Annotated in this window: 23 protein-coding genes and 1 riboswitch; of the genes, 9 read left to right on the top strand and 14 right to left on the bottom strand. The window is 62.5% G+C overall.

Annotated elements, in window-relative coordinates; translation table 11 throughout:
• Positions 1–4: 4 nt before the first annotated feature.
• Positions 5–1,129: an XdhC family protein gene (locus J4D99_RS13670; RefSeq protein ID WP_208132283.1), complete on the bottom strand. Its 1,125-nt coding sequence runs from the start codon at positions 1,127–1,129 to the stop codon at positions 5–7.
• Positions 1,130–1,327: 198 nt separating this feature from the next.
• On the opposite strand from J4D99_RS13670, the gene J4D99_RS13665 reads away from it, so the two are divergent.
• Together J4D99_RS13665 and J4D99_RS13660 are read left to right on the top strand one after the other, a co-directional pair.
• Entirely contained in the window at positions 1,328–2,260 is a 933-nt protein-coding gene (locus J4D99_RS13665) for an AraC family transcriptional regulator (protein WP_208132282.1), read from the top strand.
• 87 nt (positions 2,261–2,347) lie between these two features.
• Entirely contained in the window at positions 2,348–3,244 is an 897-nt protein-coding gene (locus J4D99_RS13660; RefSeq protein WP_208132281.1) for an NAD(P)H-binding protein, read from the top strand.
• Positions 3,245–3,376: 132 nt separating this feature from the next.
• Here the strand turns inward: J4D99_RS13660 and J4D99_RS13655 are convergent, their stop codons facing one another.
• The 5 genes from J4D99_RS13655 to J4D99_RS13635 form a co-directional block, all read right to left on the bottom strand.
• A complete protein-coding gene (locus J4D99_RS13655; protein ID WP_208132280.1) occupies positions 3,377–4,600 on the bottom strand; it encodes a 5-(carboxyamino)imidazole ribonucleotide synthase in 1,224 nt (407 codons plus the stop codon).
• Positions 4,601–4,623: 23 nt separating this feature from the next.
• The gene (purE, locus tag J4D99_RS13650; protein WP_208132279.1) at positions 4,624–5,157 is read right to left on the bottom strand and encodes a 5-(carboxyamino)imidazole ribonucleotide mutase; all 534 of its coding nucleotides are present in this window, start codon (positions 5,155–5,157) and stop codon (positions 4,624–4,626) included.
• 328 nt (positions 5,158–5,485) lie between these two features.
• The gene (locus J4D99_RS13645; protein WP_208132278.1) at positions 5,486–7,756 is read right to left on the bottom strand and encodes a xanthine dehydrogenase family protein molybdopterin-binding subunit; all 2,271 of its coding nucleotides are present in this window, start codon (positions 7,754–7,756) and stop codon (positions 5,486–5,488) included.
• 6 nt (positions 7,757–7,762) lie between these two features.
• Positions 7,763–8,800 carry an FAD binding domain-containing protein gene (locus J4D99_RS13640; RefSeq protein WP_208132277.1) on the bottom strand — a complete coding sequence of 346 codons (1,038 nt, stop codon included), beginning with the start codon at positions 8,798–8,800 and terminating at the stop codon, positions 7,763–7,765.
• Between the two features lie 19 nt (positions 8,801–8,819).
• Positions 8,820–9,407 carry a (2Fe-2S)-binding protein gene (locus J4D99_RS13635; protein ID WP_208132276.1) on the bottom strand — a complete coding sequence of 196 codons (588 nt, stop codon included), beginning with the start codon at positions 9,405–9,407 and terminating at the stop codon, positions 8,820–8,822.
• A gap of 380 nt (positions 9,408–9,787) precedes the next feature.
• A riboswitch (SAM riboswitch) is annotated at positions 9,788–9,907 on the top strand.
• A 141-nt stretch (positions 9,908–10,048) separates the two neighbouring features.
• Here J4D99_RS13635 and J4D99_RS13630 point away from each other — a divergent pair.
• Positions 10,049–11,299, top strand: a complete 1,251-nt coding sequence (locus tag J4D99_RS13630; RefSeq protein ID WP_208132275.1) for a homoserine dehydrogenase — start codon at positions 10,049–10,051, stop codon at positions 11,297–11,299.
• Positions 11,300–11,322: 23 nt separating this feature from the next.
• The gene (locus tag J4D99_RS13625) at positions 11,323–12,369 is read left to right on the top strand and encodes a Gfo/Idh/MocA family oxidoreductase (RefSeq protein WP_208132274.1); all 1,047 of its coding nucleotides are present in this window, start codon (positions 11,323–11,325) and stop codon (positions 12,367–12,369) included.
• An 84-nt stretch (positions 12,370–12,453) separates the two neighbouring features.
• On the opposite strand, the gene J4D99_RS13620 is transcribed toward J4D99_RS13625, so the two are convergent.
• Complete coding sequence (locus J4D99_RS13620; RefSeq protein WP_208132273.1) at positions 12,454–12,732, bottom strand: GNAT family N-acetyltransferase; 279 nt, start codon at positions 12,730–12,732, stop codon at positions 12,454–12,456.
• 171 nt (positions 12,733–12,903) lie between these two features.
• Here J4D99_RS13620 and J4D99_RS13615 point away from each other — a divergent pair, with 171 nt between their 5' ends.
• The 5 genes from J4D99_RS13615 (at position 12,904) to J4D99_RS13595 (ending at position 17,956) form a co-directional block, all read left to right on the top strand.
• Positions 12,904–13,380: a hypothetical protein gene (locus J4D99_RS13615; protein ID WP_208132272.1), complete on the top strand. Its 477-nt coding sequence runs from the start codon at positions 12,904–12,906 to the stop codon at positions 13,378–13,380.
• Positions 13,381–13,386: 6 nt separating this feature from the next.
• Positions 13,387–13,746 carry a hypothetical protein gene (locus J4D99_RS13610; protein ID WP_208132271.1) on the top strand — a complete coding sequence of 120 codons (360 nt, stop codon included), beginning with the start codon at positions 13,387–13,389 and terminating at the stop codon, positions 13,744–13,746.
• A gap of 272 nt (positions 13,747–14,018) precedes the next feature.
• A complete protein-coding gene (locus J4D99_RS13605; RefSeq protein ID WP_208132270.1) occupies positions 14,019–14,381 on the top strand; it encodes a hypothetical protein in 363 nt (120 codons plus the stop codon).
• Between the two features lie 11 nt (positions 14,382–14,392).
• Positions 14,393–14,953, top strand: a complete 561-nt coding sequence (locus tag J4D99_RS13600; protein ID WP_208132269.1) for a hypothetical protein — start codon at positions 14,393–14,395, stop codon at positions 14,951–14,953.
• A gap of 192 nt (positions 14,954–15,145) precedes the next feature.
• Positions 15,146–17,956, top strand: a complete 2,811-nt coding sequence (locus tag J4D99_RS13595) for a S8 family peptidase (RefSeq protein ID WP_208132268.1) — start codon at positions 15,146–15,148, stop codon at positions 17,954–17,956.
• A 67-nt stretch (positions 17,957–18,023) separates the two neighbouring features.
• Here the strand turns inward: J4D99_RS13595 and J4D99_RS13590 are convergent, their stop codons facing one another.
• The 7 genes from J4D99_RS13590 to J4D99_RS13560 form a co-directional block, all read right to left on the bottom strand.
• The gene (locus J4D99_RS13590) at positions 18,024–18,347 is read right to left on the bottom strand and encodes a PepSY domain-containing protein (protein WP_208132267.1); all 324 of its coding nucleotides are present in this window, start codon (positions 18,345–18,347) and stop codon (positions 18,024–18,026) included.
• Between the two features lie 69 nt (positions 18,348–18,416).
• Entirely contained in the window at positions 18,417–19,502 is a 1,086-nt protein-coding gene (gene fbaA, locus J4D99_RS13585; RefSeq protein WP_208132266.1) for a class II fructose-bisphosphate aldolase, read from the bottom strand.
• Between the two features lie 104 nt (positions 19,503–19,606).
• The gene (locus tag J4D99_RS13580; protein ID WP_208132265.1) at positions 19,607–20,797 is read right to left on the bottom strand and encodes a BT3233 family polysaccharide utilization protein; all 1,191 of its coding nucleotides are present in this window, start codon (positions 20,795–20,797) and stop codon (positions 19,607–19,609) included.
• Positions 20,798–20,809: 12 nt separating this feature from the next.
• On the bottom strand, positions 20,810–21,640 hold the full coding sequence (kduI, locus tag J4D99_RS13575) for a 5-dehydro-4-deoxy-D-glucuronate isomerase (protein ID WP_208132264.1): 831 nt from the start codon (positions 21,638–21,640) through the stop codon (positions 20,810–20,812).
• Between the two features lie 80 nt (positions 21,641–21,720).
• Positions 21,721–22,485, bottom strand: a complete 765-nt coding sequence (kduD, locus tag J4D99_RS13570; RefSeq protein WP_208132263.1) for a 2-dehydro-3-deoxy-D-gluconate 5-dehydrogenase KduD — start codon at positions 22,483–22,485, stop codon at positions 21,721–21,723.
• 22 nt (positions 22,486–22,507) lie between these two features.
• Positions 22,508–23,764: a DUF2264 domain-containing protein gene (locus J4D99_RS13565; protein WP_208132262.1), complete on the bottom strand. Its 1,257-nt coding sequence runs from the start codon at positions 23,762–23,764 to the stop codon at positions 22,508–22,510.
• A 6-nt stretch (positions 23,765–23,770) separates the two neighbouring features.
• Positions 23,771–24,895: a glycoside hydrolase family 88/105 protein gene (locus J4D99_RS13560; RefSeq protein ID WP_208132261.1), complete on the bottom strand. Its 1,125-nt coding sequence runs from the start codon at positions 24,893–24,895 to the stop codon at positions 23,771–23,773.
• Positions 24,896–25,126: the final 231 nt, after the last annotated feature.

Here is a 25,126-nt window from a genome sequence, read left to right as displayed (position 1 = left end):
ACCATTAAATAGTTTCGGGCACGTGCACCGTGCCGGCCCACTCGCGCAGCGGCCGGCCCTGGCGCCCACTGTGCTGCGCCTGAATCTCGGCCACGATGGCGAGGGCAATTTCCTCGGGCGTTTCGCTGCCCAGGTCCAGGCCGATGGGGCTGTGCAGGCGCTCGCGCAAGTGCTGCACGTGCGCCGCCGGAAACGTATCCAGCTCATCGAGCAGGCGCTGGGCCTTGAGGCGCGGGCCGAGCAGGCCGATGTAGGGCGCCGGCGAGGCAAGCAGCGTTTGCAGCGCGGCTAGGTCATAGGCGTAGTTGTGGCTGAGTAGCACGTGGTAGGCCAGCGGGTCGGGCGTCTGGGTTTCCAGCTCGGCCACGGGCACGATGCGCACCGCCGCGGCTTCGGGGAAGCGGAGGGGGGTAGCGAGGTTGGGCCGACCATCGACCACGGTAATGTGCCAGCCCAGCGAGGCGGCCAGGTGCACCAGCGGCTGGGCATCGTTGCCGGCGCCGTACACCACCAGGCGCAGCGGCGGCACCAGCACCTCCAGCGAGGCCCGCACCGTGCCGGCCGCGGTTTCAATATCCAGAATCTGAGACTGCCGCCCGGCCAGTGCGGCACGCGCAGCCTCGGCTAGCGGCGCCGCCAGCAGGGGCGTGCCCCGCACTATCCCCGTTTCGGAAAGCAATACGCGCTGCCCCACGGCGGCTTTCAGGCCGCCGGCATCGGTGGCAAACACGGTAGCCAATACGGCCGGTGTGGGGTGCTGGGCAAAGCCGCGAAGCAGCTCCAGAGGGTTATCGGGGTTAGTAAAATCCAGCGGCTCCAGCAGGATGCGTACTACGCCCTGGCAGCCGGGGCCGAGGCCGTGGCGCGGGTCGTCCTCGTCGCGGGTGTCGTAGGTAACCAGCGCCGGCTCGCCCTGAAAAATGGCCCGCCGCGCCCGCTGCCGGGCATCGCCCTCCAGGCAGCCGCCGCTGATGGCGCCGGTTAGCTCGCCGTCTTCCGTCACCAGCATGCGGGCGCCGGGGCGGCGGTAGGCCGAGCCCAGCACTTCGACCACGGTGGCCAACGCGCAAGGGCGGCGGGTGGCGCGGTGCTGGTCGTAGGCTAGGAAGAGGCGTTGTAGTTCGGTCATGGTAAGGATGCGTCAGCTCGGCAGTACGCCCAGTGCCTGGGCGGAGTTATAGCAACCGCTTACCAGGGAGGGCGGTTCCGGGCTGCTAGCGCGCAAGACGGAGCCCGGCGCATATATTAGGGCCTACCCCCTCCTTTTTGCCCCAAGCGCCTTAACCGGCGCCGGGTGGGGTATCAGCCCTGCCCAATTTACCACGCTATGAGCGCCGCCATTCCCGTTTATCCCTTAGCTGCCCTCACCGAACCTGCGGCAAAGCCGGCGGAGATTTTCTTCCTTGGCCCGCAATCCGCGCCAACTCAGCTGCCCATCGAGCTGCCGTACCGCAGCAACTACTACAAAATCGGCATCTGCCTGCGCGGCCACGCCAGCCTCAAAGTCAACCTCGATACCTATGATATTGGGCCCGGCTCGCTCATGCTGCTGTCGCCGTACGTTATCAAGCAGTGGCCGTTTATGTCGGCCGACATGGAAGCGTTCAGCATCTTCTTTACCAAGGAGTTTATCACGGCCAACAGCAGCCTGAACCTGGATACGTTTGCGTTTTTTGAGCGCGATGCCCGGCACGTGCTGCCGCTGCCGCCCGCGCAGGCCGCGAGTATCACGGCCCTGCTGCGGGCCATCGAGCAGAAGTACGACGCCCCGCACGCCTACCGCGAGGAAATTTTGAAGAGCCTCATCCACATTCTGCTGCACGAAACCGCACCCATCTACAGTGTGCAGCACGTGTCGTCGAATGCCAGCCAGACCCGGAGCCAGCTCATTGCCGCCGAGTTCAAAAAGCTGGTCAACAGCCACTACGCTACCCAGCGCAGCCTGGCCTTCTATGCCGATAAGCTGTGCATCACCCCCAAGCACCTGGCCGAAACCGTGAAGGAAGCCACGGGCAAGCGGGCCCTGGAGTGGCTGGCCGAGGCCGTACTGCTGGAGGCCCACGTGCTGCTGCAAAACCCGGCCCTGACCATTGCCCAGATTGCAGATACCCTGCATTTTGCCGACCAGTCCACGTTCGGGCGGTTTTTCCGGAAGGGTACCGGTGCCTCGCCGGCCACCTACCGCCAGCGCTGTAGCAGCGGTGAGGTAGCGCGGACTTTCAGTCCGCAAGTTGGCCACACCTCCCCACTCGCGGACTGAAAGTCCGCGCTACCTCACCGCACTTTGGCCCAATGTTGCCGCAGTTTCGCCTTGTTGCCCAAGGGCCAGCCGCCCGAGCTTTGCCCTATGAAAATCATCGTAACAGGTTCCCTGGGGAACATCAGCAAGCCCCTCGCCACTGAGCTGGTGCAGCAGGGCCACGCGGTCACGGTCATCAGCAGCCAGCCCGACCGGCAGCCCGCCATCGAAGCGCTAGGGGCCACTGCCGCCATCGGTTCGCTGGACGACGCCGATTTCCTGGCTGCCACCTTCGCGGGCGCCGATGCCGTGTACACCATGGTGCCGCCCAGCTATGGCGAGCTTGATTCGCGCGCCTATTTCCAGCGCATTGGCCGCAACTATGCGCAGGCTATTCAGCAGGCAGGGGTAGGGCGGGTGGTGCAGCTCAGCAGCTGGGGCGCGCACCGCGACCACGGCACCGGTGGCATTCTCGGCTCGCACGACGTAGAAGAAATCCTGGCAGCCGTGCCGGGCCTCGCGCTCACGCACCTACGCCCTACCTCATTCCTTACCAACTACTACGGCTTCGTGGGCATGATAAAAGGTGCCGGTTTCCTGGGGGCCAACTGCGCCGGCAATTATCGGGTAGCGCTGGTGCACCCTCGCGACATTGCCGCCGCGGCTACTGAGGAACTTACCAAACCTGCCACTGCCGGCCGCATCATCCGCTACGTAGCCAGCGACGAGCGCACCCAGGACGAAGTGGCGCACGCGCTAGGGGCCGCCATAGGCCGGCCCGACCTGCGCTGGGTCGCCTTCTCCGACGAGCAGATGCGGGAAAACCTCCTCAAAAATGGCCTACCCCCCAGCACGGCAGCCGATGTTGTGGATATCTATGCCAGCATGAACAGCGGTGCCCTAGCTGAGGACTACGAGCAGCACAAACCCGCCTTAGGTAAGGTAAAGCTGGAAGATTTTGCCAAGGAGTTCGCGGCGGCTTTTCAGAGCGATAGCCAACGATAAGTGTACTGCCCTGGCGGGGGTGAGGCGCCCATGCTAGGGCAATAAATAGCAACTTATGAAACCAAAAGCGCCCCGCACCTAATCAGATGCGGGGCGCTTTTTAGAGTCGCTACATACGTTAAAACCAGGTAGCTAAATGGCATCCAGCCCCGGCAAGCTGAGCAACTCCGCGGCGCGGCGCGCTACGGTTTTGACACTGGCCACGTCCGGGCCGGTGATGGTCAGGTGACCCATCTTGCGGCCTGCGCGCGCTTCTAGCTTGCCGTATAAATGCAGGTGCGTGCCTGGCAAACGCAGCACGGCGTACCAGTTCGGCTCCTGCGGCTGGCCGTGGGCGTCAAACCACACGTCGCCCAGCAGATTGAGCATGATGGCCGGCGAATGCTGGCGCGGCTGCGGCAAGGGTAAGCCCGCCATGGCATAGACTTGCAGGTCAAATTGCGACGCGTCGCAGGCGTCTATGGTATAGTGACCGCTGTTGTGCGGGCGCGGGGCCATCTCGTTGACTACCAGGCCGCCGTGCTCGCTACCATCGGCGACCACAAAAAACTCGACGCACAGTACCCCGACATAGCCGATGTGCTGCGCAATGGCCACGGCCGCCTCGCGGGCCCTAGTGGCCAGGGCTAGGGGCATCGTGCCTTCATAGGCGTGGGTCACGGCCAAAATGCCCTCTACGTGCACGTTGCGCTGCGGGGCGAAGCTGACGACCTGTGCGTCCCAACCGCGCGCCACCAGTACCGAGCACTCGGCGGTGAGCGGCAGCATCTTTTCCAGCACGCAGGCCACACCGCCCAGCTCCGCCCAGGCGGCGGCCAGCTCGGCGGCAGTCTTTATGCGGACCTGGCCCTTGCCATCGTAGCCCATGCGCGCCGTTTTCAGGATGCCGGGCAGCAAATCTGTCCGCTCGGCCTGGACGGCCTGTAGCTGGGCCGGCGTTTCAATCACCGCATAGGGCGCGCAGGTCACCCCCGACACCTCGGCGCAGGCGGCGAAGTGGGCTTTCTCCGCAATGCGGTTTTGGGCAATGCTTACCACGGCCGCACTTGGCGCTACACGGCGAACTTGCGCCAGCGTGCGTAGCACCTGGGCCGGCACATTTTCAAACTCGGTGGTGATAGCCTGGCACAGCTGGGCCAGCTGCGCCAGCCCGGCCGGGTCGTCGTAGTCGGTCTGGATGTGGTGGTGGCTCACTAGTCCGGCTGGGCTTTGGGCGTCGGGCTCCAGCACGGCGGTGAAGTACCCCAGGCGCTGGGCGGCATGCACAAACATCCGGCCCAATTGGCCGCCCCCCACTACGCCGAGCGTGGCTCGCTGACCCGCGGGGTCTACACTGCCGGGAAAAATCGGGGTCATGGCTGTAACGTGACTATCGGCGCTCATACGGGCAGGGTCATGGCGCGGGCAGCCTCCGTTTGGGCGGCGCGAAACGCCTGCAACTTGGTCGCTAACTCTGGGTCGTGCAAGGCCAGCAGGCTGACCGCGAACAGCGCGGCATTGGCCGCCCCAGCGGTGCCAATCGCAAAAGTGGCTACTGGTATTCCTTTGGGCATTTGCACGATGCTGTGCAGCGAATCTACCCCTTGCAAATGGCGACTGGCCACCGGCACCCCTAGCACGGGCACCGTGGTTTTGGCGGCGAGCATGCCCGGCAGGTGGGCGGCCCCGCCCGCGCCGGCGATGATGGCCTGCAAACCGCGCGGGCCAGCCTGTTCGGCATACGCAAACAAGTCGTCGGGCATGCGGTGGGCCGACACTACACGCGCTTCGTGGGCCACGCCAAAATCCGCGAGAATTTGCACGGCGTGCTGCATGGTGTCCCAGTCGCTGCTGGAGCCCATGACTACGCCAACCAATGGCTGGCCTGGGGTAGCACTAGGGCTGGGAGCGTCGGAGGTAGAAGGGATACTCATGGTAAGTTTTATCGTAATGGGCAGGGTAGCCTTAAGTGGTCAAAAACGGGATTTTGGATGTGCGCGCGGGATAAAGCCCGCATAAGAGCAGCTTGCTGCTGAGTTACATATCATCCCGCTAGGGCAACGGGCACTTGCTGGGAAGCCCGTCACTACGGCCACAAAGTTACTGTGACAGCACAGGCGGCATCCTAAAAATCGGGGCCAATCCTGAAAAAGACAGGTTATAACTCGGACTCCCTGAAGGAGGTTAAGGATTAGATTAAACAAGAAAGCGCCCCGCAGCCAATCGGCTACGAGGCGCTTTTGCATTCAACTTAATCGAAGCTTACAACAGCTTGTCACTCGTCAGGGGCAACTCACGGACGCGCTTGCCGGTGGCGTGGTACACAGCGTTGGCAATGGCGGCGGCTACGCCCAGCATCCCGATTTCACCGACGCCTTTGACGCCGATGGGGCTAGCAATGTCGTCCTGTTCTTCCACAAAAATCACGTCAATTTTGTGGATGTCGGCGTTTACCGGAATGTGGTACTCGGCATAGTTGTGGTTCATGAAGCGGCCGAGCTCGTTGTTGAGGTAGGTTTCCTCCATCAGCGCCATGCTCAGGCCCCACACCGTGCCGCCCAGCACTTGGCTGCGGGCCGTTTTGGGGTTCATAATGCGGCCGGCGGCCACGGCATTTACCACGCGCGTCACGTGGATGGTGCCCAGGTCTTCGTCCACCTTCACCTCCACAAACACCGCGTTGTGCGAGTGCATGGAGTACTTCAGCATGTTGATGGGATTGGGGCCGGCTTTGCCGTCCGCCTCAATCTTCTCTTCGCCGCTGGCAGCCAGAATGTCGGCAATGGCCACCGAGCGGGTGATATCCTCGTTGGCGCGGATGTAGCCGTCCACGAACTGCGCATCCTCGAAGTCAACGCCGGCTAGGGGCGAGTTATCCATTTTCTGGGCTAGCTTGAGCAGTTTCTTGCCTATTCCCTGGCAAGCGTCCTTCACGGCCGCGCCCACCGAGTTGGCCGTCCAGGAGCCGCCTTGCACGGGGGCGGCAGGCATATTGGTATCGCCGAGGTTGAAGGTGACCTGCTTCATGGGCAGCCCCAGGGTCTGAGCGGCCATTTGGGTCATAATCACGTAGGTGCCAGCGCCTTGGTCGTTGGTAGCGCTGCTCACGGTGAGGTGGCCATCGGCCGATAGCACGGCTTTGGCGGCGGCTTTCTGCATGGAGGCATCCCAACAGCCGGCGGCCACGCCCCAGCCTACCAGCTGGTTGCCGTCGCGCATCGAGCGGGGCTCGGGGTTGCGCTGGTCCCAGCCAAAGCGGGCAGCCCCTTCGTGGAGGCAGTCGTCGAGGCGCTTGCTGGTGAAGGGCTTGTTTTCAATGGGGTCTTCGTAGCTGTAATTGCGCAGCCGGAAATCGAGCGGGTCGACATTGGCAGCGTAGGCCATTTCGTCGATAGCGCTTTCAAGGGCAAATGAGCCCGTGGCGGCACCCGGCGCCCGCATATCGAGCGGCGAGTACACATCGAGCTTGGCTAGCTGGTAGTCGAAGTTGGTGTTGGGGGAGGGGTAGAGCACGCCCGCCCAGTTTACTATCGTTTCGGTATAGTTCTCGAATTGCGAGGTTTCGTGCAAAGCCTTGTGCTCCAGAGCCTGAATCTGCCCTAGGTCGTCGGTAGCCAGGCGCAGCTTTTGCAGCGTGTGGGGCCGGTGGCCAAAGCTGAACATCTGCGTGCGCGTCATCACAACCCGTATTGAGTGCTTGAGCTCCAGGGCAGCCATCACGGCCAGAAATACCTGGTACTGCGGCCGCAGCCCCGAGCCAAAACCGCCCCCTGTAAATTTGGAGATAACCCGTGCTTCGTCGGTGCTCAGGCTGAAAATCTTCATCAGATACTGCTGCACGTTGGGCGCACCCTGGGTCTTGTCGTAGATTTTCATCTTCTTGCCATCGCCCAGCCAGTCTACGGTGGTGGCAAACATCTCCATTGGGTTCTGATGCTGCGCGCGGTGGATATACTCCCCCGCTATTTTGTGCGGGGCCTCCTGGTAGGCCTTATCCATATCGCCCTTAGGCTTAGGCGGGGGCATAAAGCCCGTTTTGCCCCTAGGCGCGTCGTAGGCTTCGCCAATAGAAGCCTCTAAGTCAGTGTTATGCTTTTCTACGTCATACTCAATGCGGAGCACCGAAGCGGCGTAGCGGGCTAGCTCGAAAGTATCGGCCACCACCAGCGCTACCGGTTGCAGGCTAAATAAGATTTCGGGCTCGTGCAATGGGCGGAAGGGCGAGCCGCCGGGGGCCACATCGTCCTTGTAATTGCGGTCGAACCAGGCTAGCGAGGGTACATTCTCGTGCGAGAAAATGTGTTGTACGCCCGGAATAGCCAGCACCTCATCGGCGTGGATTTTGGTGATTTTACCCTTGGCGATGGGGCTGCTCACGATGTAGCCGTACCACAGCGGGCCGGTCACACCAAACTCGGCCGCGTATTTGGCCGCGCCGCTCACTTTGGCCGGGCCATCGGTGCGGCTGATAGGTTTGCCAAGCACGTCGCTGTCGAGGCGCACGGTAGGCGGGGTAGCAATAGTTTGCGACATAGCAGCTTACGGATTAGAATTTAAAAACACATTCGGGTTCACTACTTGGCTCATCTCAGTGGCTTGCTTGAGCGCCCGCACAATGGCGCGCTTGCCCAGCTCAATCTTAAACGAGTTGTGCAGCGAGTCTTCACCGTAGCCCTTGGCCTCAGCAAATACCTTGGCGGCCACCTGGCGGAACAAGTCGGGCGAGGCCGTTTGGCCTTCCAGCATCTTCTCGGCCTCCTGGTCGCGCCAGGGCTTGTGGGCCACGCCACCCAGGGCAAAGCGGGCCTTTTCGATGGTGTTGCCGTTCATCTTCAGCCCCACGGCCACGCTCACTAGCGCAAACGCGTAGCTGCTGCGGTCGCGCAGCTTGAGGTAGGTGAAGTGGTCGGCGTAGCCTTCTTCGGGCAGGTCGATGGCCGTTACCAACTCGCCCGGCTTCAGGGTGTTGTCCTTTTCAGGATGGTCGCCGGGCAGGCGGTGGTAGTCTTCAAATTTGATGGTGCGCTCGCCATCGGGGCCTTGCACCCGCACCACGGCTTCGAGGGCGGCTAGGGCCACGCACATATCTGAAGGGTGGGTAGCAATGCAGCTTTCACTGGTGCCCAGCACGCCGCACACCCGGTTGGGGCCGGTGAGGGCCGAGCAGCCGCTGCCGGGCTCGCGCTTGTTGCAGGGCGTGGCCAGGTCGTAGAAGTAGTAGCAGCGAGTGCGCTGGTTGAGGTTGCCGCCGTTGGTAGCCACGTTGCGCAGCTGCGGCGTGGCCCCGGCCAAGATGGTCTGGCTCAGCAGCGGGTAGCGCTTTTCTACCTCGGGGTGCCAGGCGGTGTCGGCGTTGGTGGCTAGGGCCCCCAGGCGCAGGCCACCATCGGGCAGGCTCGTGATATCAGTAAGCGGCAGCAGGCCCAGGCTGGTGAGGTGGGTAGGCCGCTCAAGATTATACTTCATCAAGTCCACGAGGTTGGTGCCGCCGCCTAGGTAGGCTGCGCCGTCATGGCTGGTCAGGTCGCGCACGGCCTCATCAGTGGCCGTGGCTTGGGTGAGGGTGAAACTATTCATAAGGAGCGAAGGCTAAGAGTTATTCGGCCGAGCTGGCTTTGGTAGGCGCCACCGGAATGGTGATGAGCACGCCGTTATCGACCACAACATTGCCGTCGTGCAGCACTTCCATCACCGCCGACAAGATGTTGGTGTAAGCGCCGCAGCGGCAGAGGTTGCCGCTCATGTGCTCGCGCACCTCGTCTTCGGTCTTGCAGCGGCCCTCGTTGATGAGGCCCTGCGCCGAGCAAATCTGGCCCGGCGTGCAGTAGCCACACTGGAAAGCATCGTGGTCTACAAACGCCTGTTGCAGCGGCGAGAGATTGTCCTCCGCCCCTAAGCCCTCAATAGTTTGAATTTTCTTGCCTTGGTACACCGTAGCCAGGGCCAAGCACGAGTTAATGCGCTTGCCATCAACGAGCACGGTGCAAGCACCGCACTGGCCGTGGTCGCAGCCTTTTTTGGTGCCAGTCAGGTTCAGGTACTCGCGCAGGGCGTCGAGCAGGCTGGTCCAGGGTGCAATCTGGATGGTATGGTCTTCGCCGTTGACGTTGAGCGTCACGGCTTGGGCCGGCACCACGTGCGGCGCCGCTTTGTCCAGGGGCTCTTGGATGAAAGTTTGACTCATAGGTCAGTAAAGAAAAAAATAGTGATAAACGCTAGCTAATCAGGCGGCCAGTAGCTGGTAGGGTAGCTTAACGTCCTACGGCCGAGTATGGGCTTGCGATGTTTTTACTTAATCTAAATAGCCTGCCGAGGTAATTCTTCGAATAGCTGAGCCTTTGAGAATCAAGCTATCGGGACATTCTGAGGACTAGCGCTGCGCCAATAAAAAAAGCTTGCTCTCGGCAATTGTCAGGCTAATTCGCTGTATGCGAGCGGATATAGCGGTCCCGTCTAGGCCGATTGGGCGTTCCAGCTCGGCGATGCTGCCACCATGATTTTGCGTTGGGGCTAGCACAAGCCGGGCGGCGGCCATTACCTTTGCAGCACGCTCCGGCACCGGGGCTCTTATCCAGAAAGGCGGAGGGACAGGCCCGACGATGCCTTAGCAACCAGCAGCCATGCGAAGGTGCTAATTCCTGTTTCGAGATGCGGCCCCGGCCAGGTTTCGGAAGCAGATAAGTTATGAGAGGTAAGGCGGCCCTAGCGACCGCGTGGCTCTTCTGACTTGTCGGAAGGGCTTTTTTATGCCCTTTCGGTGAGGAGTTTTTGGATGGAGTGCGGGTGGTGCAGCGGGTTTTAACTGCTTATCCAGTACTTTTTTCTATGACTCGTACCGACCTCAACATTGGTCTTTTCGGCTTTGGCGTAGTGGGCCAGGGCCTGCACGCGGTGCTAGCCCGCACGCCCGGCCTGCGCGCGCGCATCGGCCGCATTGCCGTCAAAAACCGTGGCAAGGCGCGTTCGCTGCCCGCCGAGGTATTTACCTATGATAAGAACGACTTGCTGAGCGACCCTGGCCTGACGGTGATAGTGGAGCTCATTGACGACGCCGACGAGGCGTATCTTATTGTGAAAGAGGCGCTGCTGCGCGGCAAAGCCGTGGTAACGGCTAACAAGAAGATGCTCGCCGAGCATTTGCCCGAGCTGATTGAGATTCAGCAAACTACCGGCACGCCGCTGCTCTACGAGTCGGCGGCCTGCGCTAGCCTGCCGGTTATTCGCAACCTGGAAGAATACTACGATACCGACCTGCTCGAATCGGTAGAAGGCATCGTGAACGGCTCGACCAATTATATCCTCACGGCCATGCACCGCGATGCCCAGCCCTACGCCGCGGCCCTGGCTAGGGCTCAGGAATTGGGTTTTGCCGAAAGCGACCCGGCCCTCGACGTAGAAGGCCTCGACGCCCGCAACAAGCTGGTGCTGCTGCTGGCCCATGCGTTTGGCGCCGTGGTGGCCCCCGCCGAGCTGCTGGCGGTGGGCATCACGAGCATTAGCGAACTGGCTACGGCTTATGCCCGCGAACAGGGCCTGATAATCAAGCTGGTAGCCGAGGCGCGCCGGCTGCCGGGCGGCGGGTTGGCAGCGGCCGTGCTGCCCACGCTGGTGCGCCCCGGCCACGAGCTGGCGCAGGTGCACGATGAGTTCAATGGCCTCATCACCCAGAGCACGTTTGCCGACCGGCAGTTTTTTCTGGGGCGCGGCGCGGGTGCTTTCCCCACGGCGTCGGCGGTGCTCAGCGATTTATCGGCGCTCACCTACGGCTACCGCTATGCTTATAAGAAAATTCACCAGAATGCCCACCTGGTGCTGGCGCCCGACGCCGCTGAGGTAGACGTGCTCGTGACTTTCGACGACGCGAGCGGTGCGCCCGACCGTGCCGACTTTGTGGCCGTGCACCAGGAGTTTCGGTCGGCGCAGCGCGGCAATTACCTCACCGGCACCATCGGGCTGGGGCAGCTGGCGCGGGCTAGCTGGCTGCGGGCGCCGGGCGTGTGCGTAGTGCGGCTGGCTAGCCCCCTGCGGGCGGCCGTAGCCGTGCCAGCCGCCCTGGAAGAAGCTGCTGTGGCCTAGCTCCTCACGTTCTACATTTGAGCATGACTCCTTCTTTCGATTCTCCTATCGGGGCCGGGCTGCTGGCCTACGGCATGTCGGGCAAGCTTTTTCACGCGCCATTTCTGGTAGCGCACCCGGGCTTTGCACTGCGCGCGGTGGTTGAGCGCACCCAACAGCGCATGACCGCCGACTACCCCGGCATTCGCAGCTACCCGAGCACCGAGGCGCTGCTGGCCGACCCCGCCATCGAGCTGGTGGTAGTGAACACGCCCAACGACACGCACCACGACCTGGCGCGCCAGGCGCTGCTGGCCGGCAAGCACGTGCTGGTCGAGAAGCCCGTAGCCACCACCGTAGCCCAGTGGCAGGAGCTAACTGCTCTGGCCCGGCAGCAGGACCGCCAGCTGCTAGGCTACCAAAACCGCCGCTGGGACACCGACTTCGGCGCCGTGCGCCGGGTGGTAGCGAGCGGCCAGCTAGGCCAGCTTATCGAGGCACATTTCCGCTTCGACCGCTTTCGGCCGGCGCTGCATACCAAGGTGTTTAAGGAGGATGGCCGCCCCGGCTCGGGCGTGCTCTACGACCTAGGGCCGCACTTGCTCGACCAGGTTATCAGCCTGTTTGGCCGCCCGCTGTCGTTTGAGAAAACGGTGGGCTGCTACCGCGCGGGCTCGCAGGTCGATGATTTTTTTACGTACCGGCTGAGCTTTCCGCAGGGCCTGCACGTGTGGGTAACGTCGAGCCTGCTCGTGGCCGACCCTGGCCCGGCGTTTGTTGTGCACGGCACCCAGGGTAGCTACCAAAAAGAACGCACCGACCCGCAGGAAGCTCAGCTGCTAGCTGGCCTCAAGCCCACCGACCCCGCCTATGGCCGCGAGCAGCCCGGCCAGGAAGGACGCCTCGTGGTGGCCGACCCGGCCAGCCCTGGCCAAGTGCTGGCCCCGCAGGCCGACGAGGCCGCCCCGGCTACTTATATGGACTTGTTTGAGGCTGTATATCAAGATATTCGCCACGGACAGCCCTATCCCATTCGCGCAGAAGAGCTGACTTGGCAGCTAGAGCTGCTCAATGCTGAGCCCACCCGCTAGGGCGGAAACTTCAGGCTGCGCGCGCAAAAGGCGGGCTAGCCGATAGGAAATCTATCGGCTAGCCCGCCTTTTTTAGAGAAGCACCTAGCTAGCCAGCAGGTCGGCGTATTGCTGGTGGTGGCGCTGCACGTAGCCACTCATAAACTCGCAACTGGTGCGCACCTTCAAATGCTGCTGGCGGGCGTAGGCCAGGCCGGCCTGGGCCAGCTCGTCGGCTACGCCCTGGCCGCGCTGACTTTCGGGTACATAGGTGTGCACAAAATCAATGACGCCGGCGGCGGGCAATGAGTAGGCCAGCTCGGCCTGCTGGTCGGCCGGGCCAATGATAAATTCTTGATTTGCAGTGTCGTGCTGAACAGTCATGCGAATAGGGGAGGAGATAAAGAGCCGAAGTGGCGCCCTAGTGTACGTAAGCACACCGAAAAATGCGGCTTCAAAAAGCTACTACCAGCAACGCGAACCCGCAAACTACAGTAAACACCACCGCTGCCGGGCTAGCCCCGCGGCTTTCCCGAACTTCTTTTCTTCCCTCCCATGAGCACTACTCCAGGTTCTGATTCGGCCGACAACGACCAACTACCCGCCGGCCAGCGCCAGCGCGCCCAAGACGCTCACCTGAACCCCAACGAACCCGCCCGAGATGCCGAAGCCGGCACCCCGGCCTACGGGAACTTTGGCAAGCCCGGCGACAAGGAAGCCGCTTCGGCCCCGGCTGCTACCAGCACCAGCCGCAACGACGGCAGCCACGACAACCCCGACGAGTTCAGCGAGTTTAACAAGCCCGACCAGCACGTAGCCGCTCAGCCCAACGGTGAGCCCGAGTCTACGAGCACCGGCCCGCAGCGCGGCCACGTGACCCAAAATCAGGACCCTGCCGCCGTGCGCGATGCCCAGCACGCCGATACCGACGCGCAGCGCGCCGCCTGGTCGGACGATGACCCGCGCTATGCGGGCGGCAAGCAGCAAGCTACCTGGCAGGAAAATAACGATAAAGAACATTCTAAAAGCTAACACCTTATGGCTACTGCACCCCAAGCCGCGCCCGGCAACAACGATACTGACAAGGCAGCTGCCACGGCTACTACCGATGCCCTAGCCGACGCCTCTAACAACGCCCGCACCGAAACCGAAAAGGAATCGGATAGCTTTCTCGACCGCGAAACGGCTGGCCAGGTATTCGACGAAAACGACAGCGGCCAGCAAATGGCCGACCAGATGGACGACTCGATGCGCTCCGAGATGCAGGCGCCTACCGGCTCGGCCCCGCCTTCGGCCGAAAACGTGCCCGATGAGTTGGTGCGCCCTAGCGAAGCCAATTTTACGCTGCCCGAAACCCAGCACCAAGGCAAAACCCTGACCGCTGACGGCGACGAATAAGCTGACTTACTTCTTAGGAAAAGCCCGTGACCAAAAGGTAACGGGCTTTTTTATGCAGTTTGGGGCAAGCTGGCATCAGCTAGAGCATGCTGCCATTTCGCCGTTTCCCCTTAAGTCAGGTACTACCCTCGTGGTGGATGGTGCCGTGGTTTATGCTGCTGCTAGGCTTTTGCAGCACCCTATTTCCTGAGTTCGAAATACGCAGCTCGTCAGGCATTCAGTGGCCAATACACGATGGGGGCCTATGCACAGGTGGTATCATGCAGCTAACTATGCCTGCATGGAAACCAGTTGCTGAGTCAAGCCACTTTCGCTATTCCCAAAACCTATCTAGCATGCCGCAGGCTGAACTCGACAAAATCAGGCGCTGGCAAACGGTAGATTTTACAGGTAATGGAATTACTGATTTTATTGGTCTTGATAATACCCAGCAGTACCTGTGTGCGTTAGGGAATGATAGTTGCCGTGAAGCAGGAATACGCCTTAGATTCCATCACCAAGCCCGCTATGCTTGCTTTATGGAAGTGCTGTATAACGTCTGGGCTAAAAACGTATGGTATTGGCTTGACGTTCACCGTGAACCCATGGTGCTGTATATCGTAACCCCTCCCTTTCAGTCTCTGCCATACTATTAGTAGCTCTATCCTTGCCTGCCCTCACACCCGCCCTTCGCCGCGCCCTTTTCGACCTGCCGCAGAAAGAAAAAGACCAACTGCTAGCCCGCCTCGTGGCCCAGGATGCGGTGCTTACCGAGCAGCTGGCCTACCGCCTGCTCGAAGGCCCCGATGCTCTCGAAGCCCGCCGCGCCGCCCTGCGCCAGCAGGTCGATGACCCCGTGCGTGGCTACCACCAAACGCCTAACGACCTGCTGGTTATCCTGCGACAGCTGCAAGCCCGGCTAGCCTACCACGCCCGCATTACCGAAGATGCCTTTGGGGAAGTGGAGCTGAGCCTGCGGCTGTTGGCCAATGTGTTTGTGCATCAGCCGGGGCTAGTGGCGCGGCTGCACGGGCCTACGCAGCCGCTGCTTCAGCACCTGGTGCGCCGTGCCCAGCAGGCCCTCAAGCAGGCCTCAACCCTGCATCCCGACTACCACCTGGAGTTGGCTGCCGCCGCCAACGCGGTGCTGGCGGGGCTGTTTGCCTCGGGGGCCGCGCCGCTGGCTCGCGAGGCCGGCTTGCCGGCCAGCGTGGCGCACTGGGGCTAGCCAGGCAGTAGTTAAGGGAGCTGCAACTTGGAAAATTTCAAAAAGGGCTCCGATAGAAGAAGTAACGATTTGAAGGGAATTTTAAAGCTTTAGAAAAGCGTCCTTTCTCGCAAGAGGAGGGCCGCTTTCTTTCGTGAGCAAGGCTAGCGGAAGCCGTATCTTTACCCGTAATCCTATTTCTGTGTGTTGACTATGAGAGTACTTTATACGTTGCTATGGGTATGTGGCTGCCTGCTGGCCCTGCCGGGGCTAGCTGCGCCACCCACCATTCCGGGCCGGCTGGTGCTGAAGCTGCGCGAGGCGGCCGGCCCGCCTGCGGCCAGCTTGGTGGTGCTGCGCCCGGCCTTGACGGCGCTGCACGCTACCGGCTTGGTGCAAAAATTTCCTGCTAGCCAGCTCCCGAGCATCGAGCAGCCCGGCAGCGTCGACCTGCGCCAGGTGTATGAGCTTGCCGTACCGGCTGGCCTTTCGCTGGCCAAGGCGCGGGCATGGCTACTGGCCACCGGCGTGGTAGAGTACGTGGAGCCGCTCTATATCCGGGAGCCGCTCTACCAGCCCAACGACCCGCTGGCCGATTCTACCGCCCCCGGTAACCAGTACCATTTGCGCCTGACGCAGGCTTACCGCGCCTGGGATTTTACGAAGGGCGATACCAGCATCGTGATTGGCATGACGGATACGGGTATCCGCTATTCTCACGAGGACTTGGTGCGACAGGTAAAGTATAACTACGCCGACCCCCTCAACGGCAAGGACGATGACGGCGATGGCTACGTAGATAATTTCCGGGGCTGGGACTTTTCAAACAACAACAATGACCCGATGTATGAGGATTACACGGGACATGGCACGCAGTCGTCGAGCATTGCAGCGGGGCAGGCTGATAATGGCAAGGGCTTGGCCGGGGTGGGCTTTCGGAGTAAATTTTTGCCCTTGCAGATATTTCCGGGTACTACGACAGGCTCATTTGCGGGCTACGAGGCCATTGTGTACGCGGCCGACCACGGCTGCCGGGTCATTAATATGTCGTGGGGCGGGGCCGGGGGCTACTCCCGCTTTGAGCAGGATGTGTGCACCTACGCCGCCGTAAACCGCGATGCCGTGCTGGTGGCTGCTGCCGGCAACACGCCCGCCGACCTGCTATTTTACCCCGCTTCCTACGACCACGTGCTGTCGGTGTCGGCCACCGATGCCACCGATGCGAAAGCCAGCTTTGCTACTTATAGCCGTCGCATTGACCTCGTAGCGCCGGGCGTCAACATTGTCATTGCCTACGGCCGGCCCACCGTCACCGCCGCTGGCCCGCCCGATGCCGATTATTGGCGGGGCTCGGGCACCTCATTTGCCGCGCCGCAGGTGGCGGGCGCGGCGGCGCTGGTGCGGGCCCGCTTTCCGCAGCTCAATGCCGAGCAGGTATTGGCCCAACTGCGCCGCACGGCCGATGGCAGTATTTACGCTCTGCCTGCTAATACCAGCTACCAAGGCTATCTGGGCACCGGCCGCCTCAACGTGGCGCGGGCCGTGGCTGGCATCAGCCAGCGCGAGGCGCGGGTAGTGCGCAGTGCCTTCAGCCCGCCGGCACCCGCCGGCTACGCGCCCGGCGACACCATCCGGCTAGCCACCACGGTGCGCAACCTGCTGCTGCCCGTGATGGGCCTGACGGTGACGGTGCGCTCGCTTTCGCCCTACCTCACGGTGCGCCAGGGCACGTTTGCGGTCGGCAACCTCAATACGCTCTCGGAAGCCAGCAACGATGCTGCTCCCTTTCGGCTAGCCGTGGCAAGCGCAGTGCCGCTCAACACGACTGCCACGCTCAATTATCACGTAGTGGGCGATAATGGCTATGTATCGGACCAGTACGTAGACGTGCAGCTCAACCCCGACTACGTGCAGCTCGACGCCGGCGACATCAGTGTGAGCCTCACCAGCCGGGGCAACCTGGCCTACGACGACCCGACCGCCGCCGTGGGCCGGGGCCTGAGCTACCGCGGCAGCACCCCGCTGCTCAGCGAGGGAGGGCTGCTGCTGGCTACCTCGCCCACCCGCGTGGCCGACCACCTGCGGGCTGGCCCCGGCACGGTGCGGCAGGCGTTTTTTACCGTGGCCCAGGTGCGGCGGCTAGCCCCTGGCCCCCGCGCCGACCAGGAGGCGCACGGTGTATTTCGCGACTCGCTGCCCGGCTCTAAGCTGCCCCGCTCGGTGGGGGTGCGCGTGCGCCAGCGGGGCCAGAGCTGGGCTAGCCCGGCCACCCGCCGCAACGTCATTCTCCTCGATTACTCGCTGCGTAACCTCACTGCCGATACGCTCAAGCCCTTGTACGCTGGTTTATTTACCGACTGGGACCTGCCCGGCGATGCCACCCGCAACGTGGCCCGGTGGGACTCCGTCAACCGTGTGGGCTACGCCTACGACCCCGTAGCCCCGCGCTTTTATGCCGGCGTGCAGGTGCTGGGACCGCGCCCGGCGGGCAGCTACGCCATCGATAATAATGCGCCTGTCGGCACACCCATCTACCTCGGCGACGGCTTCGAGCCCGCCGAAAAATACCTGGCTCTAAGCGGCGGCTTCGGCCGGGCACATCGTCAGGTCGGCACCGATACGCAGGGAACCGATGTATCGCAGGTGGTAAGCACTGTGGTGCCCCGGCTAGCCCCCGGCGACTCGGCCACCGTGGCATTTGCTCTGCTGGTAGCCCCCACGCTAGCCGAGCTGCAAGCTGCTGCGCAGGCCGCCGCAGCCACGTATCAGCAGCAGGTGCTGGCCGAGCTGGCCACGGTGGAGTGGCAGGTATTTCCTAACCCCACCGCCGGACGTTTCTACGTGGCGCTTCCTGCCAGCATGGGGGCAGCCACGGTGCAGCTCCTGAATACGTTAGGACAAACGATGAGTACAGTGGCATTGCCCCCGAACGGCGGCGAAGTTAGCCTGGACGGTTTAGCGCGCGGGGTGTACATCCTGCGCGTGGTTGGCACGAAACTGTCGCGGCGGATAATTCGCAACTAGCTGCCTAGCAAAAGAAAAGTCCCGCTTCTGGTGAGAAGCGGGACTTTTCTTTTGCTGATGCCGTCAATTACATCGACGAGCGCATGGCGGCGCTATCGCGCATCATGCCTTTTTTGTGCATGCCTTTGTGGTGCATCTTCATGCCATCACCGTCCATTTTCATGTCGCCTTTGCGGGGCTTAGTGGTGGCTTTCATGCTGTTGCCTTCGTTGTCGCGGCCCTTTACTTTCATTTTGCCATCGTCGGCAACTTTGGTTTTTACCGTCATACCATCGGCCGTCGTGATAGTCTTATCGCCGCCGTCTTTGGTCTTGGTGGTCGGGGTCGTTTGCGCCAGTACCGAGGTAGCGGCCAGCAGGCCGAGTACCGCCGTGAACAGAGTCTTTTTCATAATCAGAAAGAATACAAGGTGTAGACGCTATACGGCGAGCCGCGGGGTGAGGGTTATGCAAGCGGCGGGCTAGGGCCGACGGTTCACCGCATTCAGGTCTTCGAAGGCCGACTTAAGGCGCGCCACAAAGGTTTTTTCGCCTTCGCGCAGCCACACGCGCGGGTCGTAATACTTCTTGTTGGGCGAGTCGGGGCCGCTAGGGTTGCCAATCTGGCCTTGCAGGTAGCCCTCGTTCTTCACGTAGTAGTTCTTGATGCCTTCCCAGAACGCCCACTGCAGGTCGGTGTCGATGTTCATTTTGATGGCACCGTAGCCGATAGCCTCGCGGATTTCCTCCTGCGAAGAGCCCGAGCCGCCGTGGAACACGAAGTCGATGGGCAGCTCGGCCTCAATATTGTGCTTGGTGCGCAGGTGCTCCTGCGAGTTGTGCAAAATCTTGGGCTGCAGCTTCACGTTGCCGGGCTTGTACACGCCGTGTACGTTGCCGAAAGCCGCCGCGATGGTAAAGCGCGGGCTGATTTCGCTGAGCTGCTCGTAGGCGTAAGCTACTTCCTCGGGCTGGGTGTAGAGCTTCGACGAGTCCACGTCGGAGTTGTCTACGCCGTCTTCCTCGCCGCCGGTCACGCCGAGCTCGATTTCGAGCGTCATGCCGATTTTGGCCATGCGCTTGAGGTATTCCTTGCAGATTTCGATGTTCTCTTCAATCGGCTCTTCCGACAGGTCGAGCATGTGCGAGCTGAACAGCGGCTGGCCGTGCTGGGCGTAGTATTTCTCGCCAGCGTCGAGCAGGCCGTCAATCCAGGGCAGCAGCTTTTTAGCGGCGTGGTCGGTGTGCAAAATCACGGGCACACCGTAGGCTTCAGCCATGAGGTGCACGTGGTGGGCACCCGAAATGCCGCCCGCGATGCTCGCCTGCTGCTTGTCGTTGGGCAGGCCCTTGCCGGCAAAAAACTGCGCGCCGCCGTTCGAGAACTGAATGATAACCGGCGAATTGAGGTCGCGGGCGGCTTCGAGCACGGCATTCACGGTGTCGGTGCCGGTCACGTTCACGGCGGGCAGGGCGTAGCCGTGGGTTTTGGCGTGTTGGAAGAGGGCCTGCACTTCGTCGCCGTGCAGCACGCCGGCACGCAGGCCGGTGAGAGTGGAATTTGCCATGAGTAAATAAGGCGAAGCGACAGGCTCCGCGCCCGCAAAGAAAACAGCTATCGGGTGGTTTTGATAGGAATAAGGCCCTGGCCCCCGAAAAACCCGCGCTAGCCCTATTTCCAGGTCACGGCCAGCGGCGAGGCCAGGCGCTGGGCAAATTCGGCCAGGTAGGCGTCCCAGGCGGCGGCCGAAGCAAACTGCCCGCTCTTCTGCCAGCCAAAGCCGGCGTAGAAAATGGCGGTGCCCTGCTGCGGCTTAGTTACCATGTACAGCTGGTTTTGGTCTTTTTCGGCGCTGCGGTGGTCTTGGTAATCAGTCAGGTAGCTAGGGGCTACGACCACGCCGGTGCCCAAGTACGAGTCGTCGATTTTCTCCCAGTAGCGGCACCAGCCGGCGGGGCGGTCGGCCTTCACCTCGCCTTTGGCCTCGTGCAGGGTCAGGCCGATGGTGCAGTTGGGTAGGGGCTTGTTGGCCGCAATGTGCTCTTCGTAGCGGGTCAGGTTCGAGCCCAGGTCGAGGCTGATGATTTTCTTCTCCGTTACCTGGCGGCCGTTGGCATCCCAGGGGGCGTAGGTCAACTCAAACACAGTGCGGATGGGCCCGGTAGCCAGCACTTTATAGCTGGTAAAGTTGCGCGAGGTGTAAAGCTTGCCGCCATCGAGCACGCCGGTGCCACCCACGCCGCGGCTGCTCCCCACGTGGTAGGGGTCGTAGCCCTCGCCGGTGTCGGTGTGGTAGGCAAAGGGCTTTTCGTGCACGTGGCGGCCATACCACTTGTCAATGATGGGGTACGACACGCGCTTCAGCCAGCAGTCCATGCCGCTGCTGAGCGTACCGGCGGGGTCTTTTTTGTCGTAGAGCTCCTGGGCATTGGGGCCGTAGGTACGGAAAGCCACGCGGTCGTTTTCCCAGGCAAAGTCGTCGGTGCGCTCGGGCACGAAGCGGGCGAAGGTGGTGAGGGGGCTAGCCGGCACGGCCTCGGTGCCAGCCGCTACCGTAAAGGTCAGGGTGGCGCTGGCCGGCACATCGGTTTGAAACAGCAGCTCGTCGGGCTTACCGTCGCCGTTGTTGTCTAGTAGCTGGCTCACCAGCAGCTTGTTGGCTTTTGCTTCGTGCACGCGCAGGCTAGCCGGCGCCAGCCCGCGCACGGCCGCGGACAGCTGGGCTAGGGGCAGGCTGATGGTTTCGGCCGGGCGCGCCAGCTTGAGCTTGTTGCGCACGGTGATAGTAGCGGTGGGGGCAGGCGCCAGCGCGGCACCCAGCCCGAGCGCCGCCAGGGGCAGGGCAAACAGGAACGGTTTCATCAGCAGAGCAGGCTAGCGCAAGTCGGCCAGGGCCACGGCATCCATGTCGGTATACTCCAGGTTTTCGCCGGCCATGCCCCAGATGAAGGCGTAGGCGCTGGTGCCGCAGCCCGTGTGGATGGACCACGGCGGCGAGAGGATGGCCTGCTCGTTGCTCACCCACAGCGGGCGCGTCTCGCTAGGCTCGCCCAACATGTGCAGCACGTGCTGGCCCTGGGGCAGGTTGAAGTAGAGGTAAGCCTCCATGCGCCGGTCGTGCACGTGGCTAGGCATGGTGTTCCACACCGAGCCGGGCTTGAGCTGCGTGAGGCCCATCACGAGCTGGCAACTGGCAATGCCTTCATTGAAGATGTACTTGTAGATGGTGCGCTGGTTGGCCGTTTCGAGGGTGCCCATTTCCACGGGCGTGGCTTCGGCCTGGGTGCGCAGGGTGGTGGGGTATTCTTTATGCGCCGGCGCCGAGAGCAGGTAGAACTTAGCGGGGCTAGCCGCATCCACACTGCGAAACTCGACCTGCTGGCTGCCCCGGCCTACGTAGAGGCAGTCTTGCAAGCCGAGCGCGTAAGTAGTGCCATCGACCACGATTTCGCCCGCGCCGCCTACGTTCAGGGCGCCCAGCTCGCGGCGCTCCAGGAAGTAAGTGGCCTTGAGGCTGCCGGGGTTAGGCAGGGCTAGGCCGGCTTCGGTGGGCATCGCGCCCCCGACAATCATACGGTCGTAGTGCGTGTACGTCAGCTCGATAGCGCCGGGCGTAAAAATATTCTCAATCAGGAAGTGCTGGCGCAGGCCGGCCGTATCGAGGCCGGCCGTTTCGCGCGGGCCGATGGCAAAGCGTTGGGTCATTTTTCAGTGAACAGTTAATAGTGAATAGTGAGCAGTTTTTCAGAAGTCGCAGGAACCGGACTGTTCACTGCTAACTGCTTTTAGCGGCCCATCCAGCCACCATCAACGGTGAGGATGGTGCCGTGCACGTAGTCGCTGGCCGCCGAGGCCAGGAATACGGTGGGGCCTTTAAAGTCGGCGGGCTCGCCCCAGCGCCCGGCCGGAATGCGAGCCAGGATGCTGGCCGAGCGGTCGGCGTCCTGGCGCAGGGCCTGGGTGTTATCGGTGGCGATGTAGCCCGGGGCAATGGCGTTCACGTTCACCCCGCGCCCGGCCCACTCATTGGCCAGGGCCTTTACCAGGGAGCCGATGGCGCCCTTGCTAGCCGCGTAGCCCGGCACGTTGATGCCCCCCTGAAAGGTGAGCAGCGAGGCCGTAAAGATGATTTTGCCCGCGCCCTGCGCTAGCATCCGACCGCCCACGGCGCGAGCTAGCCGAAATGGGCTGTCGAGATTAATACTCAGCACGGCGTCCCAGTCTTCATCAGTATGCTCGGCAGCCGGCGCGCGGCGGATGGTGCCAGCATTGTTAATCAGTATGTCAATACGCTCAAAGTCGGCTAAAACGCGCTGCGTAAACCCGTCGGCGCTGGTGCGGTCGCTGAAATCGGCCTGGTAGGCGTGAAACTGCCGGCCCAGCGCCCGCACCTGGCGGCCGGTGTCGCCGCCATCGGCCGCCATGCTGGCCGATACGCCGATGATATCGGCGCCGGCCTCGGCCAGCCCCAGGGCCATGCCTTGGCCAATACCGCGGTTAGCACCCGTGACAAGGGCTAGCCGGCCGGATAAATCAAATAAAGACTGCATTCGTGAAAAATAAGCTACTGATTTACAGCGCGTGGTCGGTGTGCACATCCTGGCCCGACCAGATGCGGCGCGCCGTCCAGTCTTGCGCCGGGCTCGCCCAGAACGCGTGCGTGGCCGGCAGGCCCAGCGGCAAAAACGCCGCCGTGCACAAATAAAGGCTACCCGTCGAGATATACGTTTCGCCGATGCCCGGCTGGTGGCCGCACAGGCCAATCTGGAGCCAGCCCTGTCCATCAAAGGTGCCCGGTGCTTCGAGGGTGCGCCGGATTACGGCCGTGAGGGCGCTACGCACCTGCCCGGCCGGCAGCCCCTCGGGTAGCAGCCCCTGCAACGTGCACTGCGCCAGGTGCTGAAACGCGCCGCAGCGGTAAGCCAGCGAGCGGCCAAAGGCGGCAAATGAGCCATCGGGCGCTACCAGGCGCTCCTGCACGGCCGCGTAGCGCCGGGCGCGGGTGCGCAGGGTTTCGAGCAGCTCGGGGCGCTCCTTGTTGGCGGCTACCAAGGTGCCTACCACATCTAGCAGCATCGGCTGAATGACGTAGCTGTTATAGTAATCCCAGTGAAAATCAGGCCCATCACCGTAGACACCGTCGCCCTTGTACCAGGTTTGATGCTCCCGAATGGCGTAGTCCATCCGCATAAGGTCGCCGCTGCCGGTAAACTTCAGCAAAGCGGCCTCGATAATGGCGCTGAACAAGAGCCAGTTGCTATACACTGGCTTGATAACCCGGGTGCTTTGCAGGGCCTGCACCAGCTGGGTCTGGGTAGCGGCGGGCAGCTTCTCCCAGAGCTGGCTAGGGGCACGCAGCAGCGCATGGGCCAGAAATGCCGCATCCACCACCGGCTGGCCGCCCCGGGTGAAGTTCAGAAAGTCAGCATCTTGCGGATTGACGGCGTGGGCAAGAGCCTGGCGGGCCTGCTCGGCGGCGCGCTGCTGCCGGGCGGCCTCATCGGCCGGCGGGTCTTTTAGCTCCAGCCAGGGAGCTAGCCCGGTGAGGGTGCGGCCCAGAGCTTCGAGGTGCGTCACGGCGCGGCGGCCTTCCTGCTGGCCAGCAGCAGCTTCGACGGGCATGGCGGCTTTGAGCCGGCCGGCGGCGGCATTGCTGAGCACCGGCTCGGCCACGCGCAGCAGGGTGGCTAGCCAGTAGGCGCGGTCGTTGGTGGGGCGGGCAGGCGCAGGCGCTGCGTCGGGGGGGCTAGCCGCGGCCCAGCCGCTGGCCGGCACGGCCAGCGCCGATAAGCCAGTGGCCGCGCGGCCCACAAAATGGCGGCGGTTCATGCGCGCTTAGGGCTTGAGCTTGATGACCTCGGAGCCGGCCAGCAGGTAGGCGCCGGTGCCGTACACCTCCCAGCTGTCGGCCGAAAAGTCACGGCGCGGGTCGGCCCCGATGGGCTGCACCCAGCCCACGCGGCCTTCGTCCGACACGCACTTATTCAGCGCCACCCAGGCCCGCTGCACCACCGGCAGGTAAGTGACTTTATCCAAAATGCCCTGGTTGATGCCCCAGGCCATGGCGTAGCAGTCGAAGCCCGAGCCCGAGGCCTCGCCGCCGGGGTAGGCGGCGGGGTCGAGCAGGCTGCTGCGCCACAGCCCGTCGGGCTGCTGCAGCTCGATGAGCCGGGCGCTCATTTCCTTGTACAGATTGACGTAAAAAGGCCGCGTGGGGTGGCTAGCCGGCAACTCTTGCAGTATCTGCACCAGGCCGCCCATCACCCAGCCATTGCCCCGGCTCCAAAAAATAGGCTGGCCATTGCTTTCCTTTTTGCCCTCGCCCTGGGCATTCAGGAGGTACGAAGCATCGCGCGAAAACAGGTGCTGCTGGTGGTTGAAGAGGCGCTTATACGTTTGCTGATACAGCGTGTCGCTGAAGGTCAGCAGCTGCGGCTGCTTTTCAATCATGCCCAGCTTCACGAGCACGGGCGGACCCATAAACAGGGCGTCGCACCACCACCACGTAATGCCGTGGGCCGCCACCTCGGGGCCGGGCACCGTGCGCAGCTTTTCCACCACGGCCAGGGTCGGCTCTATCATGCGGCGGTCCTTTTTGAGCCGGTAGAGGTTGAGGTAGGTCTGGCAGATGACAATGTCGTCGGCATGGTCGTAGCGCTTGTCGGGCTGCCACTGCGTGCGGTTGCCCATCGCCATGAGCGAGTCCAAGATGAGCTTCGACTTGGTGGTTTGGTACGCGGCAAACACGCCCGAGTAGAAGGCGCCGTTGGTCCAGTCCGTGACTTTGTGCCGGGGGTGGGCTAGCTGCCAGCGCGTGGTTTTGAGCAGCTGGGCCTTGATGAATTTGGGCTTGAAATAAGCGGCATCGGCCGAAGCCGATTGGGCGCGTGCGGTGGGGCCAAAGCCGGCCGCTAGCAGCAGGCCGCCGAGCAGCCACGTAGTCCGGAGAGAGCGGAGCATACCAGAGAAGGGGTGGGAAATAAAGACCAATGCCCGGCGGGCAGGCCTGTAGATTACGACCGCAATAGTAGCAGCCCAAGCCTGTTTGGGCCGGGGGTATTTCCGCGCAATAGCGGGGCGGTTTTCACCAGGTAGGTACCCTGGTGCAGTGGAGGCCTGGCGAAAGTGGTTGACTAAAAGAAGGTTGCATGGAATAAATGCGTCGGGCTGCACACAACCTGACGTTCTTAT

Origin of the sequence: Hymenobacter sp. BT559, from assembly GCF_017571525.1 — a bacterium.
GTDB classification, from domain to species: domain Bacteria; phylum Bacteroidota; class Bacteroidia; order Cytophagales; family Hymenobacteraceae; genus Hymenobacter; species Hymenobacter ginsengisoli.
Note: the sequence above shows the minus strand (reverse complement) of the source record. Positions and strands in the feature narration are given on the sequence as shown.

Bases quoted from the DNA above. Each gene is read 5' to 3' on its own strand.
- J4D99_RS13670 (WP_208132283.1), bottom strand. From the start codon at position 1,129: ATGACCGAACTACAACGCCTCTTCCTAGCCTACGACCAGCACCGCGCC.
- J4D99_RS13665 (WP_208132282.1), top strand. From the start codon at position 1,328: ATGAGCGCCGCCATTCCCGTTTATCCCTTAGCTGCCCTCACCGAACCT.
- J4D99_RS13660 (WP_208132281.1), top strand. From the start codon at position 2,348: ATGAAAATCATCGTAACAGGTTCCCTGGGGAACATCAGCAAGCCCCTC.
- J4D99_RS13655 (WP_208132280.1), bottom strand. From the start codon at position 4,600: ATGACCCCGATTTTTCCCGGCAGTGTAGACCCCGCGGGTCAGCGAGCC.
- purE (WP_208132279.1), bottom strand. From the start codon at position 5,157: ATGAGTATCCCTTCTACCTCCGACGCTCCCAGCCCTAGTGCTACCCCA.
- J4D99_RS13645 (WP_208132278.1), bottom strand. From the start codon at position 7,756: ATGTCGCAAACTATTGCTACCCCGCCTACCGTGCGCCTCGACAGCGAC.
- J4D99_RS13640 (WP_208132277.1), bottom strand. From the start codon at position 8,800: ATGAATAGTTTCACCCTCACCCAAGCCACGGCCACTGATGAGGCCGTG.
- J4D99_RS13635 (WP_208132276.1), bottom strand. From the start codon at position 9,407: ATGAGTCAAACTTTCATCCAAGAGCCCCTGGACAAAGCGGCGCCGCAC.
- J4D99_RS13630 (WP_208132275.1), top strand. From the start codon at position 10,049: ATGACTCGTACCGACCTCAACATTGGTCTTTTCGGCTTTGGCGTAGTG.
- J4D99_RS13625 (WP_208132274.1), top strand. From the start codon at position 11,323: ATGACTCCTTCTTTCGATTCTCCTATCGGGGCCGGGCTGCTGGCCTAC.
- J4D99_RS13620 (WP_208132273.1), bottom strand. From the start codon at position 12,732: ATGACTGTTCAGCACGACACTGCAAATCAAGAATTTATCATTGGCCCG.
- J4D99_RS13615 (WP_208132272.1), top strand. From the start codon at position 12,904: ATGAGCACTACTCCAGGTTCTGATTCGGCCGACAACGACCAACTACCC.
- J4D99_RS13610 (WP_208132271.1), top strand. From the start codon at position 13,387: ATGGCTACTGCACCCCAAGCCGCGCCCGGCAACAACGATACTGACAAG.
- J4D99_RS13605 (WP_208132270.1), top strand. From the start codon at position 14,019: ATGCCTGCATGGAAACCAGTTGCTGAGTCAAGCCACTTTCGCTATTCC.
- J4D99_RS13595 (WP_208132268.1), top strand. From the start codon at position 15,146: ATGAGAGTACTTTATACGTTGCTATGGGTATGTGGCTGCCTGCTGGCC.
- J4D99_RS13590 (WP_208132267.1), bottom strand. From the start codon at position 18,347: ATGAAAAAGACTCTGTTCACGGCGGTACTCGGCCTGCTGGCCGCTACC.
- fbaA (WP_208132266.1), bottom strand. From the start codon at position 19,502: ATGGCAAATTCCACTCTCACCGGCCTGCGTGCCGGCGTGCTGCACGGC.
- J4D99_RS13580 (WP_208132265.1), bottom strand. From the start codon at position 20,797: ATGAAACCGTTCCTGTTTGCCCTGCCCCTGGCGGCGCTCGGGCTGGGT.
- kduI (WP_208132264.1), bottom strand. From the start codon at position 21,640: ATGACCCAACGCTTTGCCATCGGCCCGCGCGAAACGGCCGGCCTCGAT.
- kduD (WP_208132263.1), bottom strand. From the start codon at position 22,485: ATGCAGTCTTTATTTGATTTATCCGGCCGGCTAGCCCTTGTCACGGGT.
- J4D99_RS13565 (WP_208132262.1), bottom strand. From the start codon at position 23,764: ATGAACCGCCGCCATTTTGTGGGCCGCGCGGCCACTGGCTTATCGGCG.
- J4D99_RS13560 (WP_208132261.1), bottom strand. From the start codon at position 24,895: ATGCTCCGCTCTCTCCGGACTACGTGGCTGCTCGGCGGCCTGCTGCTA.